At 66.2% G+C, this 13099-nt stretch carries 14 protein-coding genes, 1 tRNA gene and 1 pseudogene; 12 read left to right on the top strand and 4 right to left on the bottom strand.

The features are described from left to right. From ASF08_RS25740 to ASF08_RS24675, 6 genes and pseudogenes are all read left to right on the top strand, one after another. Positions 1-147: pseudogene (locus ASF08_RS25740) on the top strand (PhnA-like protein); the annotation flags it as partial. 76 nt (positions 148-223) lie between these two features. Continuing rightward, a complete protein-coding gene (locus ASF08_RS08695; RefSeq protein ID WP_018043750.1) occupies positions 224-427 on the top strand; it encodes a CsbD family protein in 204 nt (67 codons plus the stop codon). 161 nt (positions 428-588) lie between these two features. Further along, complete coding sequence (locus tag ASF08_RS08690; protein WP_056143909.1) at positions 589-1089, top strand: YidB family protein; 501 nt, start codon at positions 589-591, stop codon at positions 1087-1089. 112 nt (positions 1090-1201) lie between these two features. Beyond that, entirely contained in the window at positions 1202-2335 is a 1134-nt protein-coding gene (locus ASF08_RS08685; RefSeq protein WP_056143907.1) for a hypothetical protein, read from the top strand. Positions 2336-2413: 78 nt separating this feature from the next. Beyond that, positions 2414-2689, top strand: a complete 276-nt coding sequence (locus tag ASF08_RS08680) for a hypothetical protein (RefSeq protein WP_244474486.1) — start codon at positions 2414-2416, stop codon at positions 2687-2689. A 25-nt stretch (positions 2690-2714) separates the two neighbouring features. Beyond that, positions 2715-2861, top strand: coding sequence for a hypothetical protein (locus ASF08_RS24675; protein ID WP_156629521.1), 147 nt, complete (start codon positions 2715-2717; stop codon positions 2859-2861). 217 nt (positions 2862-3078) lie between these two features. Here ASF08_RS24675 and ASF08_RS08675 read toward each other — a convergent pair whose 3' ends face one another. The 3 genes from ASF08_RS08675 to ASF08_RS08665 all read right to left on the bottom strand — a co-directional run bounded on the left by ASF08_RS08675 (position 3079) and on the right by ASF08_RS08665 (position 5995). Further along, the gene (locus tag ASF08_RS08675) at positions 3079-4473 is read right to left on the bottom strand and encodes an FAD-binding oxidoreductase (protein WP_056143904.1); all 1395 of its coding nucleotides are present in this window, start codon (positions 4471-4473) and stop codon (positions 3079-3081) included. 87 nt (positions 4474-4560) lie between these two features. Further along, on the bottom strand, positions 4561-5043 hold the full coding sequence (locus ASF08_RS08670) for a nucleoside deaminase (RefSeq protein ID WP_018043743.1): 483 nt from the start codon (positions 5041-5043) through the stop codon (positions 4561-4563). Positions 5044-5101: 58 nt separating this feature from the next. After that, positions 5102-5995: an antibiotic biosynthesis monooxygenase gene (locus tag ASF08_RS08665; protein ID WP_238254145.1), complete on the bottom strand. Its 894-nt coding sequence runs from the start codon at positions 5993-5995 to the stop codon at positions 5102-5104. A gap of 502 nt (positions 5996-6497) precedes the next feature. Between ASF08_RS08665 and ASF08_RS08660 the strand changes: the two genes are divergently transcribed. The 5 genes from ASF08_RS08660 (at position 6498) to ASF08_RS08640 (ending at position 11719) form a co-directional block, all read left to right on the top strand. Continuing rightward, the gene (locus ASF08_RS08660) at positions 6498-7151 is read left to right on the top strand and encodes a response regulator transcription factor (RefSeq protein ID WP_056143898.1); all 654 of its coding nucleotides are present in this window, start codon (positions 6498-6500) and stop codon (positions 7149-7151) included. A 13-nt stretch (positions 7152-7164) separates the two neighbouring features. Further along, the gene (locus ASF08_RS08655; protein WP_156629520.1) at positions 7165-8463 is read left to right on the top strand and encodes a sensor histidine kinase; all 1299 of its coding nucleotides are present in this window, start codon (positions 7165-7167) and stop codon (positions 8461-8463) included. Between the two features lie 162 nt (positions 8464-8625). After that, on the top strand, positions 8626-9879 hold the full coding sequence (locus tag ASF08_RS08650; RefSeq protein WP_056143892.1) for a glutamate carboxypeptidase: 1254 nt from the start codon (positions 8626-8628) through the stop codon (positions 9877-9879). A 387-nt stretch (positions 9880-10266) separates the two neighbouring features. Then, positions 10267-10356: transfer RNA gene (locus ASF08_RS08645), tRNA-Ser, on the top strand. 142 nt (positions 10357-10498) lie between these two features. Then, positions 10499-11719 carry a tyrosine-type recombinase/integrase gene (locus ASF08_RS08640; RefSeq protein WP_056143889.1) on the top strand — a complete coding sequence of 407 codons (1221 nt, stop codon included), beginning with the start codon at positions 10499-10501 and terminating at the stop codon, positions 11717-11719. A 34-nt stretch (positions 11720-11753) separates the two neighbouring features. Here ASF08_RS08640 and ASF08_RS26200 read toward each other — a convergent pair whose 3' ends face one another. Beyond that, a complete protein-coding gene (locus ASF08_RS26200) occupies positions 11754-11951 on the bottom strand; it encodes a helix-turn-helix domain-containing protein (protein ID WP_156629522.1) in 198 nt (65 codons plus the stop codon). 220 nt (positions 11952-12171) lie between these two features. On the opposite strand from ASF08_RS26200, the gene ASF08_RS08630 reads away from it, so the two are divergent. Continuing rightward, complete coding sequence (locus ASF08_RS08630) at positions 12172-12927, top strand: recombinase family protein (protein WP_082473133.1); 756 nt, start codon at positions 12172-12174, stop codon at positions 12925-12927. Positions 12928-13099 lie beyond the last annotated feature (172 nt).

The following is a 13099-nucleotide window of genomic DNA, read 5'->3' as shown; positions in this document are numbered from 1 at the left end:
GTGGCCGCCAAGTCCGCCGCCACCCAGGGCGCCTTCTACGGCGCGCTCGCCCTGATCCTCGGCGCGCTCGCCGGCTTCTTCGGCGGCCGYCTCGGCGCTCCGACCCTCGCCACCCTCACCGATCGCTACGACGCCCGCCGCGTCTGAGCCGATCGCCGGCCGGTCACCGCGACCGGCCGGACCTTCCCTTTCGACGATCACCCCGAACCCAAGGAGCCATCCCATGAGCAGCACCACRGACAAGCTGAAGGGTCTCGCCAACGAAGCCGTCGGCAACCTCAAGGAGGGTGTCGGCAAGGTCACCGGCAACGACAAGCTCGTCGCCGAGGGCAAGGCCCAGGAACTCAAGGGCGAGGCCCAGCGCACCGTCGGCGAGGCCAAGGACGGTGTSGCCTCGGTCGTCGACAAGGTCACCGGCAAGCGGTGATCCGCCACCGCTGACCGTCCCACGCCGACCCGCCGTCCAGGACCGCCATCCGGTCATCGCATGATGGCCGTCGCCCTGGCCCGGGCCCCATGCCGGGTCAGACCTCGCCGTTGCCCACGCGGCGGTCAACTCCTCCACCTTCCCACCCACAAGGACGACCGATGAGCAAGGGTTACCCCTCGATGACCGCGCTGCTGGGCCTGCTGGCCGTGGCCGGCTACCAGAACCGCGACAAGCTCGCCGAGCTTCTGAAGGGCCACGACGCCCCGTCGGCCCCCTCCCTGAGCCCGAACCATGGCACCGTCCCGCCGATCCCGAGCACCGGATCGAACACCGGAGCCACGGGTGGTTTCGGCAACCTCGGCGGCCTTCTGGGCGGCCTCGGCACCGCCGGCGTGGGTGGGCTGATCGCCAGCGGCCTGAGCGAGCTCGTCGACCACTTCACCAAGGGCGGCCATGGCGAGACGGCGAATTCCTGGGTCAACCAGGGCGCCAACCGCGACATTCCAGAGGCGGACCTCGAACGTGCCATCGGCCCGGACACCCTCGACCATCTCACCCAGCAGACCGGCCTGAGCCGCGCCGCGCTCCTGTCCCGCCTCTCCCGCGAGCTGCCCTCGGCCATCGACCGCTACGCTGCCGACAGCCGCAGGCCGGCCTGACGACACGACACGACACGAGGCCGGTGCCACCGGGCGCCGGCCACACACGATTCCGGGCGAGCCCGCGCCGGGGTTCGATCCACAGCCTTCCCCCGACCCTCGCGAGACCCCCATGGCCATCGACTACCGCTCGGAACTGCGCCGCCCCTTGCCCTTCAGCCTCGCGGTCGTGGCCGCAATCCTGCTGGTCTGGCTCATCGTCGCCTCCATCGCGGGCGCGCGCCAGCGCAGCGCCCGGGACCACCGCATCGAGGACCTGCAGACCCAGCAGACGGCGCTCCGCGCCGACCTCGAGCGGCAGGTCTCGACCGCCGGCACCCTGACCGCCCTCCAGGCCAAGATCGCCACCGCCCAGCAGCAGGACCAACAGGCGAGCCAGGCCGCCGAGCAGGCGAAGTCCCGTGCCGCGACCCTGACCCAGGAGCAGCAGGCGGCCGAGACCAAGACGGCCGAGGCGAGGAAGGCGGCCGAGGCCGAGACCCGGAAGCTCACCGAGCTGCAGAGCCAGGTCGCGCAGGCCGAGGGGAAACTGGCGCCCCTGCAGGAGGCCATCACCGGTGCGGAGACATCCGCCGTCGACCGTGCCCGGGATCTCGCCGAGGTGGGACGCCGCCTCGAGGACGCCCGGGTGCAGGAGGCCAAGCTTCGTGCCGATCTCGCGACCATGACCCAGGAGGCGACGGCCAAGACCGCCGACCTCGCCAAGGCCGAGGAACGTCAGCAGAACGCCCGCGAGGCCGCCGCCGCCGCCCAGAAGGAATTGGCCGACGCGCGGGCTGCGACCGAGCAGGCCACCCGGCAGCGCACGGACACCGATCAGGCGGTCGCCGCGTTGACCGTCGGCAAGGACAAGCTCACGTCCGAGATCGACCTCGCCAACCGCGACGCCCAGCAGGCCCGCGACGCCCTGGCGAACGTCCGCAAGGAACTCGCCGAGGCCCAGGCACAGCGTGACCGCGTCGTCTCCGAGCGTGGTCAGGCCGAGCAGGCCTTGCAGACGCTCTCCGCCGACCGCGATGCCGGCGCCAGCGCCCTCGATGCCCTCCGCAAGCGCCAGACCGACGCGCAGGGAGAGCTGGCCGCGCTCACCGAGACCCTGGCCACCCGCAACAAGGAGGCCGCTTCCCTCGACGAGCGTCTGGCTTCCGCCCGGCAGGATCTGAGCACCGCCCAGGCGAAGCTCGCCGAAATCCGCCAGCAACTCGCCGCCCCGCCTGCCCCCGCGCCGAGCCAGCCGGCTCGCTGAGGCGATTTCGACCCACGCGGGCGGCCGCGCGCTCGCGTGGGTCGCCCATCCGGCCCCACCGCACGCAAAGATCTCGCGATGAAGCTCCGTATCCTCACCCTCACGGCACTCGCTCTCGTGGGAGCCCCGCATGTCTCCCGGCCATCCGTGGCGCAGGAGGGGCCCGAGCTGGAGACCCTCCGGGCGAATTGCGGGGGCGATTACCTTCGCCTGTGCGCCGGCATGAAACCGGGTGGTCCCGAGGTAAAAGCCTGCTTCAAGCGCAATCGCCCGAACCTGTCGGAGGGATGTTCACGGGCCATCGCCGCCTACGAACGCTCCCGCGGCGGATCCTCCGGCGAGGCCGACGACTGACTCATGAGATGAGGAAGGCAGGTGGATGCGCTTGGCCGGCGGCCGGTACACCGCGGTCGGCGACGCCAACCAAGACGAGAGCCGCGACCCGGACCCAATCTGTCCCGGCCAGGTTTCCGTGCTGCCGAGCGAAGACGTCGACGATGCCGTGCGGGACGAGAAGCGCGGCTGAGGAGAATGCACCCATGACCACGTTCACCAAGACCGTCACCTATGTCCTGGCCGCCGCGGCCGTCGTCACGCTCGTCATCGTCGTCCTTCAATCGACGAGCATGCTGGCGAGCTCATAGCCGCACTGACGGAACGAGAGTGTCGGTGACCTCGGCGGTCGGCCCTTGTGAAGGTCGGGCCGCGGGGGAGGACGGTTCGGGCGTCTCGAGCGACGTGCTTCATTCGTCGCCGAGTGCGTCGAAATAATCGAAAAACACGCCCTCCGGATCGTGCTTGCGTCTCAGCGCACACAATCGCTCCCATTTCTCGGGCGTGAAGGCCTGTGGGACGTTCGCGGGCTGCTCGACCGTATTCGTCTCGCCGATATAGTAACCCGTATTGTAGGGGCGCAGCGTCGTCGTGATCCGGCGATGCCACTCCGTGTTGGCGGCGTCGTCCTCGGCCTTCCACCACATGGTCCATGGGCCGCCATAGACCTTGGCGGAGACGGAATAGGCCATGTCCTTCTGCGCGGCCGGGACATCCGGGCCGCAGAAGATGGTCAGCAGGAAGACGGAGGTCGCGGACGGCGCATCGGGCAGCAGGGGCAGGATGGCCTGGACCAGCTCTCCCGGACTGTGATCGGAATAGGTCGCTTCCACGCGCGAGCGGGCGCCTTCCGGCCAGAAGGATCCCGACGCGTCGAAGAGCTGCTCGAAGGTGAGCGGCGTCGCGAAGGACGATGAAAGGGGTGTGATCGGAGAGTGCTCCAGCACCTGCAATGCGGTCCTCGCGGCGTCCGGCGTGTCTTCGAACGCCGTGGCCGTCACCATGCAGAGCCAGCCGTGCTCGGCGGCGGCCTCTTCTCTCAACTCCGGCGGAGCCTGCACGACGAACAGGCTCAACTCGACCGAGGGGGAAATGCCGGGGGCCAGCTTGCCGAGCCAGGTCCCGATCGCCGGAGCGTCCGCGAGGCGATAGTAAGAGGTGCTGCCATGCATGGCTTTCGGCAGCGGATGAAGCTTGAGATGGTACTTCGTCACGACACCGAAGAATCCGGACCCCGCCCCTCGGGCGGCCCAGAAGAAGTCCGTGTTCTGCGTCGCGCTCGCCGTGATCAGGTCGCCCTGGGCGGTGACGAGTTCGATGGCCTCGACGCTCTCCGCTCCGGAGCCCCAGACGGTGGGGTTCCAGGCCATGCCGCCGCCGAGCAGATAGCCGCTGGCTTTCACCTGAGGGCAATGGCCGGTCGGGAAGGCCAGCCCGAGGGGATTGAGTGCCTTCTGGATGTCACGGTTGCTGACGATCGGCTGAATCACCGCCTTCAGGTTATCGGCATCGACGGAGACGATCTGCGTGAGTTGCGAGAGATCGATCAGGATGCCGCCGTGACGCAGGCTCGGCTGGCACCAGTTGTGGCCGCCTCCGCGCACGACGACCTTCAGCCCGCTCGCGCGGGCGAACCGCACGGCCGCGACGACGTCGTCCTCGTCCAAGGCCTTCACGATCGCCTCGGGGGCGCGATCCGGGATCAGCCTGTTCCAGAGATTCCCGTGAATCGCCTCGAGGAATTGCGGATCACCCGCAGTGAAGACCTCGCCTTTGCAGGCATCCCTCAGACCGTCGATGTTCATGGCGTCACGCAGTAGGACGGAGGGACCGCCCGGACGACAACGATCCGGGCGGGAGATCTTGCTTCAGGTGGAATCCGAGCTGTCGGTTCAGTAAGGAACCCGGTCCGCCTTCTGGGCATACTTCTTCCAGACCTCGACGGCTTCCGTGCGCATGATCTGCGTTGTCGGAATGGAACGCTCGGAGACATCCTTCTTGAGCTCGGCATAGATCATGCTGTCGTCGAAGCCGCCGTATTCCAATGCGTCTTCGACCTGGGCGGCGTAGTACACGCGCTTGATGCCGGCCCAGTAGGCGGCCGCCATACACATCGGGCAGGGCTCGGCGCTGGTGTAGAGCGTCGCGTCGCGGAGCTTGAACGTCCCTTGTGACTTGCAGGCCTTGCGGATGGCCTCGATCTCGCCGTGCCAGGTCGGATCGTTTTCCGCGACGACGCGGTTGGCGCCCTCGGCGATGATCTCGCCGTCCTGAACGATGACGCAGCCGAAGACGCCGCCGGCGCTCTCGACCAGTGAGGTTTTCTCCGACAAGGCGATTGCCCGAGCCATGAAATCAGTGTGGTCGTGAGCCATTTCCAGTCTTTCTCGTTAGGTGTGGTCAGCTGATGCTGTCACGGGTGTCGATGAATTGTTAAAACAGGTGGGAGAACAAGAACATTTCGAGCCCGTAGAGGACGGCCAGAATCGTCACGCCCAGTGATTCCGTACGCCAGCGCTTCTGCGGATCCGGTTTCAGCCACCAGCCCAGGCCGAAGATCGCGACCGCCATCAGGGGCCACGACACCAGCGAGACGCTGATGGCATTGCCGATGAAGGTGGAGGCGGCCAGGGGCAACCCGTTCAGCAGAGGGCTGAGGAAGCGGATTTCCAGCATGACGACGGGAAACAGGACGAGCAGGACGAGACAGGTCTGCTTCCAGGCCGGAGGCGGAGCGAGACGCTGCTCGTTGGCGAACCACCCGGCGAACGGGTTGCTCATCCGGTGGCTCTGCCAGGTCGAGACCTGAGGCGTCGATTCGGCCAGGATGGCCTTCCTCTCCGCCGATTGCAGCCAGGCATCGAGGAAGGCCGGGCCTTCGAAGCGCACCAGCGTGGTCCAGTAGGGGACGTCCGACGACAGGGGCGCCTGGACGAGGGTGCCCATGTATCCGGGAAAGCGGGCCTGGACCTGCTGGATGCGCTCGGCCCAACGCCGGAACGCCTCCTCCTGCCCCGCCTTCACGATGGTCGTGATGACCTCCGTGACGGTGGTCGTCGAATGGTAATCCGGTGCCGCCTCGTCGGCACGGGACGTCTTGCCGTCGCCCTCCAGGGCCGCGAGGTCGCCGAGGAGGGCGGTGCGCGCCTCGTCCTCGATCCATCGGGTCAACGCTTCGGGCGAGCGGAACCGTTGGATGATCTGCCATTCGGACGAGCCGGAGAAGGCGGGGATGATCTCCAGGCTGACGAAGTCGTGAGAGGCCGAGACGACCCGCGTGAACTCGGCCTGCCACGCGGCGAAGCGCGCCTCCATGCCGGGCGGCACGGTGAGCTTCGTCGCGACGGCTTTCGTCGCCCCGACTTTTATCGAACGCGACGAATCCCGGCGGGAGCCCGGAGCTTCGCCTGCATTCGGGACATCGATCGCACCCGTTTCGAACATCGTCGACGAAGCCCTTCCATTGGCAGCTTCCAGAATACGCCACCCATGAGGCCGCCCTGTAGGTCGATGACCTACAAGACTTCGATCCTCACGCCTCTTTCGAAGGCACATCGTCAGCTACGCCCAGAACTGTAAACGGACTACGCCGCGTCGGTTCTGATTTATTGACGAGACGAGCATGATCGCCGTGATGGTAAACGGCTGGTCTGCAATCCATGCCGCCTTGTCCGGCTGTCCTCAGCGTCTCGATCCCTGTTCGAAGGCTCGCTGTTCATGATCGCGAGCGATGGGCATTTGCCGGAGGCTGCTGTAGGTCGATGACCGACAGCAGCGGCACGGATTTTATGGAACACTACCCTGGTTGGCCGGCTCGCTCGGGGTAGACATGTCCTTCTTTCGGCTGCTGATCGTCGACGACCACCCGATCGTGCTGGCGGGCCTGAAGCTGCTGCTGCGTGGCGACGGCCGTTTCGACGTGTGCGGAGAAGCCCGATCGGCGCAGGCGGCCTGCATCGAGGCCGAGCGGCTGCAGCCCGACGTCATCATCACCGACCTGATCCTGGGAGACGGCGACGGCCTCGCGCTGATCGAGGATCTGCGCGCCATGCTGCCGGCCGCCAGGATCGTCGTCTATTCCAGCCGCGACGAGACGGTCTGGGGTCCGCATGTGATCTATGCCGGCGCGCATGGCTATGTCGCCAAATCCGAGCCGCTCGAAACCGTCGCCGTGGCCCTCGACCGGGTGATGGCGGGCGCCATCCATGTCAGCGAGCCGGTGCAGCAGCTGTTGATGGGCGATCTCGCGCGGCGACGCGACCGTCGGACGGAGATCGGCGACCTGTCCGGCCGCGAACTGCAAGTGCTCCGGCTGATCGGCAGCGGTGCGACGCTGCAATCGCTGGCCAAGGAATTGGGATTGAGCGTGAAGACGGTCGGCACCTATAGGGAGCGCCTGAAGATCAAGCTCGGGCTGGACAGCGTCAGGATGCTCGAACGCCATGCGGCGGATCACGTCGCGGGGCGTCTCGATCCGTCATGAAGGACAGTCCGTCATGAAGAGCTGGCTGGCCCGCTGGGATGTGACCCCTGCCGAACAGGCCGGCATGACGTTCGGAGAGGTGCTGACCCTCGTCAATATCCGACGGGTCGAGATCGCCTGCATGCTGGGGCTGTTCACCAAGGCGATCGAGTTCGCCACCGGACTCAGGACCGTTCAGATCGTCGTGGAAATCGTGCTGGCGTTCGCCTTCCTCCTCGCCTCGCTGGCGTTGCGGCGCGGCGGCGGACCGTGGCTCCGGCGCGGCTTCGTCGCGGTCTTTCTGGTCCTGACCCTGCTCGACACCCAAGGGGCGATCGCCGCGATGGGCGCCAAGGGACGGCTGACCAGCGGATATCCGATGATGCTCCTGTCCCTGACCCTGCTGTTCGTGCTGCCGCCCCTGGCTTTCGCGCTGGCCCTGATCCCGCTGCTGGTGAGCTATTGCTGGATCGTGCTCGCCACGGCGACCTTTCCCGCCGAGCAGATCGTCGCCATCGTCAATGCCGCCATCGTCTCGGTGATCGCCGTCGTGGCCGCGGCGCTGATCCATTCCGGACGGCGCAGCGATTACGAGCAGAAGCGGACGATCCGTCTCCAGAACGATCGGCTGACGGAAAGGAACAGCGAACTCGACACCCTGATGGCGATCACCGCGCATGACCTGCGCAGTCCCCTCTACGGCCTGCGCAACCTGTTCGACCTCGCCGTCCGGCGCGCGCCGCGGGAGCCGGAACTGCCGCTCGTGGTGCTGCGAGAGGCGAAGGCGAGCATCGACGCGATGCTGGGTCTCGCCACGCGTCTGCTCGAGGCGCACGCCGCCGAGCATCGGCCGCTCGCGCGCCTCGCGAACGAGGATGTGCGCAGGCATGTGCTCGCCGCCGTCGACCGGATCCAGCCCCTCGCCCAATCGGCCGACGTCCGGATCGAGGTGGATCTGCCGGACCGGCCGTTGATCGCCACCCTCGATTCGGGCGCCCTCTCGCAAATCCTCGACAATCTCCTCAGCAACGGCGTTCGGTTCAGCCCGACGGGCGGCATCCTGACGATCGGCGCCGCGCGGGATGGCGGGTCCGTGGCGATCGAGGTCCGGGATCGCGGACCGGGCATCGATCCGGCCGGGTACGCTCTCCTGTTCAAGAAATTCCATCAGGCCGCCGGGGCACGCTCCGAAGGGGCGCCGAGCACGGGCATGGGCCTGTTCATCGTCGCGACCCTCGCCGACCGCATGGGTGCCGCGGTGCGGTGCGAGCCCGCGACGGATGGGGGCGCGGTTTTTGTAGTGACGCTGTCCGCGGGCGGGACCGAGACGTAGAGCGCCCGATGCCCGGTTCCCCATCGAGGGCGAGCGGATCGATCCTGCCCATCGAATTGATGCGTCGGCGTTTTGCGAGCAATGATACGCCATCCCCGAGGAACGCGGACCCGGCGCGTGCGGCATGACGTGCCGCGTCGGCCGCCGACGAACAGGATCTCCATGCGCACGATCGCCTCCTCGCTCGCCCTCACGCTGCTCGCGGCCCTGGCGCCGCTTCCGGCCCTGTCCGCGCCGGACAAGGCCGTTCTGGAAGCGGCCGAGGCCCAGAATGGCCCGTATCGCGAGACCCTGAAAGGGCTCGTCGACGTCGACACCGGAACCGGCGATGTGCCCGGCCTTTCCAAGGTCGAAGCGGTCCTGACGAAGCGCCTCGAAGCGTCGGGGCTGACCGTGAGCACCCGGACCGCCCCCGCCTTCGGCGGCAACACCCTCATCGGCACGCGATCCGGCAATGGCACGCGCAAGATCCTGCTCCTGGTGCATTACGACACCGTGTTCGGCACGGGCGACGCGGCCAAGCGCCCCTATACCGAGCGCGACGGCCGCGCCTACGGACCGGGCGTTGCCGATGCCAAGGGCGGCGTGGCGATGATCCTGCATGTCCTCAGCGCGTTGGAGACATTGCGGTTCGACGGCTACGGCACCCTCACGGTGGTGTTCAATCCGGACGAGGAGCGCGGCTCGCGCGGGTCACGCGACGAGATCGCCAGGATCGCCCGCGAACAGGATGTGGTCCTGTCCTTCGAGCCTTCCTTCGCCGAGGCCGGCGTCGACGCCGTCACGGTGGCGACCAAGGGCATCAACTACGCGAGCCTGACGGTGAAGGGACGCGCGTCCCATGCCGGGGGCGCGCCGGAAGCCGGACGCAACGCGGTGGTCGAACTCGCCCACCAGATCCTTCAACTGCAGGACCTCGGTGACCCGAGCAAGGGGACCAGCCTGCATTGGACCATGATCCAGGGGGGCACCAAGCCGAACATCATCCCCGAGACCGCCAAGGCGGAGGGCGACATGCGCTACTTCGTGCCGAGCGAATACGACCGCATCCTGACGGAGGCCCGCAGGATCGTCGGTGCGCATCGCGTTCCCGACACGCAGGTGACCTTCGATCTCGCCAGAGGCCGTCCGCCGCTGCCGCGCAATCCGGCATCGACGTCGCTCGGCGACCGCGCGAAGGCGATCTACGCCGAACTGGGGGCGGAGCTCGCGCTGGCCGAGATCGGCGGCGGCACCGATGCGGGCTACGCCTTCCAGCCCGACAGCCCGGCAAAACCCGCCATCCTCGAGTCGCTCGGCATCGTCGGCGGCCATTATCACAGCACCGATGAGTTCGCGGTCCTCGCCAGCATCACGCCGCGGCTCTACCTCGCGACCCGCCTCGTGATGGAGGCGGCGCAGGACACGGGCCGTTGATCGGCCCGGCCAGGGCGTCGTCCCGAGCAGGTATCGCCGACATGGTCCCGGTTCTGCTATAGACGCCCGTGACACATCGAAGAGCCTGCTTGGCTGCCGACAGAGGGCGCGACGCCCACCTCCGCCGTTCGCCGAGTGTCTCTCACACAACTCCCGCTTCCCCGTCTGCCGTGAGCGAGAACCGACGGTGACCGAGCGTGGTGTGAGGCGCTCATGATCGCTTTCCGTTAACCCCGGACCCGCTGCCTTGTGTGTGGCCGCGAAGGTTGACGCTGCCCTGCGTGCCGCCATAGACAAGGCAGCCGGACGATCGGGTCGCGATCCGGTAGCAAGGGCGAGAAACCCAAGCATCCGCAAAGGCAAATTATTCAGCCTTTGCACCAGCTTGGAAGGGTGGCCGAGTGGTTTAAGGCAGCGGTCTTGAAAACCGCCGTGGGGGCAACTCCACCGTGGGTTCGAATCCCACCCCTTCCGCCAGTGATCCTTTCGCCGGCCTTCGCTTATTCCCGCTAAGCCATTCAAAACAGAACGAATTTATGCCGTCGCGTTTTCGCTGACGGCCGCTGGCGTTTGCCCGATTTCGCGTTTATGCTGTGGGTAGAAACGTGGGTTGGTTTGCATGGCTGGAAAGCTCACTGCCCTTGCAGTTCAGCGCCAGAAGACGCCCGGCATGTATGGTGACGGTGGCGGTCTCTGGCTGCAGGTGACTGGCAAAGGGGCGAAAAGTTGGATTTTTCGCTTCACCCTCCGCGGTAAGGCCCGGGAGATGGGGCTGGGGTCGGCCAATACCTTTTCGCTTGCCGAGGCTCGCGAGAAGGCGCTCGCGTACCGCAAGCTCCGCGCCGAGGGGCATGACCCAATCGAGGTCAGGAACCGCCAGCGCCAGGAGGCTGCCATCGAGGCAGCGAAGGCCGTCACCTTCCGTGACTGCGCCGCCGCTTACATCGAAGCCCACAAAGCCGGATGGAGCAACCCGAAGCACGCGGCACAATGGACGGCGACTCTCGAAACCTACGCCTACCCCGTCTTCGGTAGCCTACCTGTGCAGGCCGTCGACACCGCCCTCGTGATGCGGGCGGTCGAGCCTATCTGGGCCAGCAAGAGTGAAACTGCCGGCCGAGTGCGGGGGCGGATCGAGGCGGTTCTCGATTGGGCATCAACGCGCGGCTACCGGATGGGCGAGAATCCGGCGCGATGGAAAGGGCATCTCGCCAACCTGCTCCCCAAGCAGTCGCGAGTGCGGCAGGTGGAGCACCACCCTGCCCTACCGTTTGACGAAGTGCCTGCGTTTCTCAGGTCGGTCGCTAAACAGCCTGGAACTGCGGCTCGGGCGCTGACCTTTGTTATTTTGACCGCAACCCGTACCGGCGAGGTGATCGGGGCACGCTGGGCAGAGATTGATCGCGCCTCGGGAGTATGGACCGTGCCGGCCGACCGAATGAAGGCGAGAACCGAGCACCGCGTGCCGTTGTCTGAGGGAGCTCAGATCATTCTGGCTGCAATGGCCGAAATCCGCATCGACGAATTCGTATTTCCCGGCGGCAAGCGTGGCCAACCGCTTAGCAACATGGCGATGCTGGCGGTGCTGAAGCGCATGGGGCGGGCTGACATCACCGTTCACGGCTTTCGGAGCTCGTTCCGCGACTGGGCAAGCGAGACGACGCACGTTCCGTCCGAAGTCGTCGAAATGGCTTTGGCGCACACCATCGAGAGCAAGGTCGAGGCAGCGTACAGGCGCGGCGATCTGCTCTCAAAGCGCCGGGCCCTGATGGACGATTGGGCCGCTTACTGCGGGGCCTATCATCAATCCGCCCCCGCCGAGATGGCGGGGGCGGATTGAGCGTCCAAACAAAATCTGCTGCGAGGCCGCGTCCCTACCTCTTGCTTTGTGGCAGCTGCTTCAGAGCATTTTCGGAGGCTATGCGTTCCATGTAGGCGTCGAGCGCACGGGCTGAGACGTACCGTCGGCGACCGTCCGTCATCGATTCGAGCTGCCCACTCTTGAACAACTCGTAAATTCGCGTCGTGCCAATGGACAGGACGTGACGGGCTTCCGGGACCGTGTAGCGCATTTGGGTGTGGGTGAACGATGGCATGGCAGACCTCCTCTGTTGTGGTCTACTTTGCCTTTACAAAGCACCAGAATTCGCCCTGGCGGCGTGACGGTTGCACGTTTATCATGCAACTTATGCGCATCATTACCACCGCCGTATCGCACACCATAAAGACAGGCGCACGTTTATGGTATGAGTCGCACCGTTCGCTCATTAGGCTAGTTCGGGGGCTGCCTGCGTGAAGACTCCCCGGGCAAGGACCGTTGCGTCCCAATGGGGCTCGCGTCGAGCATCCACTTCACCGCCTGCAAGGGTCTACGGTTACGTCCGAAGTCGGGAATTGCGAGCCCGACTCGCGTCCGACCAGATCGAGCCTCAGCGCGTGGCCTTGGACGCCTGGGCTGCCTCAGCCGGCATCATTTTTGACGAGGTCTATGTCGAGCGAGGGTTTGGGGCCGACTGCCCGCTCTTCAAGCGAACGCAGGGAAAGGCAGCGCTCGCTCGCCTGCAGCCCAACGATGTCCTCGTGGCAGCCCGGTTCGACCGCCTTTTCGGGGCGGCCGAGGATGCCCACGCCAGCCTCGCCCTCGCGCGACAGCAGAAGTTTGCGATTTGCGCCCTCGACGTCCACGGGGGACAATCGGGGCTAGAGACCGACGAGTCACTGGCCACGATTCTCATGGCCCTCGCTGGCGGCACAAAGTACGCAGTCTCGTTGGAGCGAAAGGCAGCCAAGAACAGGCAGTCCGAGCTTGGCAGGTACAAGGGTGGGCAGGTCCCGTTTGGATATTCGGTTGACCCGGTAGGGAGGCTCGTTCCCGACCCCGCCCAGCAGGTCCTTTTAGCTCAACTTCACCGGATGAAGTTGAGCAACGCGACAGGGGAGCAGATGAGGGACGCTGCGCTTGAGCAGGGCTTCAGCCTTACCACCGCGGGGATAGGCAAAATATTGAAGCGAGGCCTAAGCGGTCGCTGGCCGATCTTACATGTCTGACAACGAATAGGCATTAGGACATTGGCCTTAGATCGGTGGCTTTTCGGGCCCCGCACCTCACTTATGGTGTATAATGGCCTCTCGGCGGCAGGACAGGCGACGGAGATGCTGAGATTGTTGTCCGCCGCCCTGGCCATAGCGTGGCTTTATCTGATCTTGAGCTCCGAGCCGC

Origin of the sequence: Methylobacterium sp. Leaf85, from assembly GCF_001422125.1 — a bacterium.
In the GTDB taxonomy this organism is placed as follows: Bacteria; Pseudomonadota; Alphaproteobacteria; order Rhizobiales; family Beijerinckiaceae; genus Methylobacterium; species Methylobacterium bullatum.
The sequence above is the reverse complement of the archived record's forward strand: the minus strand, read 5'-3'. Positions and strand labels throughout refer to the sequence as shown.

What these genes read in the sequence shown, in the direction of transcription:
- ASF08_RS08690 (WP_056143909.1), top strand. Translation starts at nt 589, where the DNA reads ATGAGCAAGGGTTACCCCTCGATGACCGCGCTGCTGGGCCTGCTGGCC.
- ASF08_RS08685 (WP_056143907.1), top strand. Translation starts at nt 1,202, where the DNA reads ATGGCCATCGACTACCGCTCGGAACTGCGCCGCCCCTTGCCCTTCAGC.
- ASF08_RS08680 (WP_244474486.1), top strand. Translation starts at nt 2,414, where the DNA reads ATGAAGCTCCGTATCCTCACCCTCACGGCACTCGCTCTCGTGGGAGCC.
- ASF08_RS24675 (WP_156629521.1), top strand. Translation starts at nt 2,715, where the DNA reads ATGCGCTTGGCCGGCGGCCGGTACACCGCGGTCGGCGACGCCAACCAA.
- ASF08_RS08675 (WP_056143904.1), bottom strand. Translation starts at nt 4,473, where the DNA reads ATGAACATCGACGGTCTGAGGGATGCCTGCAAAGGCGAGGTCTTCACT.
- ASF08_RS08670 (WP_018043743.1), bottom strand. Translation starts at nt 5,043, where the DNA reads ATGGCTCACGACCACACTGATTTCATGGCTCGGGCAATCGCCTTGTCG.
- ASF08_RS08660 (WP_056143898.1), top strand. Translation starts at nt 6,498, where the DNA reads ATGTCCTTCTTTCGGCTGCTGATCGTCGACGACCACCCGATCGTGCTG.
- ASF08_RS08655 (WP_156629520.1), top strand. Translation starts at nt 7,165, where the DNA reads ATGAAGAGCTGGCTGGCCCGCTGGGATGTGACCCCTGCCGAACAGGCC.
- ASF08_RS08650 (WP_056143892.1), top strand. Translation starts at nt 8,626, where the DNA reads ATGCGCACGATCGCCTCCTCGCTCGCCCTCACGCTGCTCGCGGCCCTG.
- ASF08_RS08640 (WP_056143889.1), top strand. Translation starts at nt 10,499, where the DNA reads ATGGCTGGAAAGCTCACTGCCCTTGCAGTTCAGCGCCAGAAGACGCCC.
- ASF08_RS26200 (WP_156629522.1), bottom strand. Translation starts at nt 11,951, where the DNA reads ATGCGCTACACGGTCCCGGAAGCCCGTCACGTCCTGTCCATTGGCACG.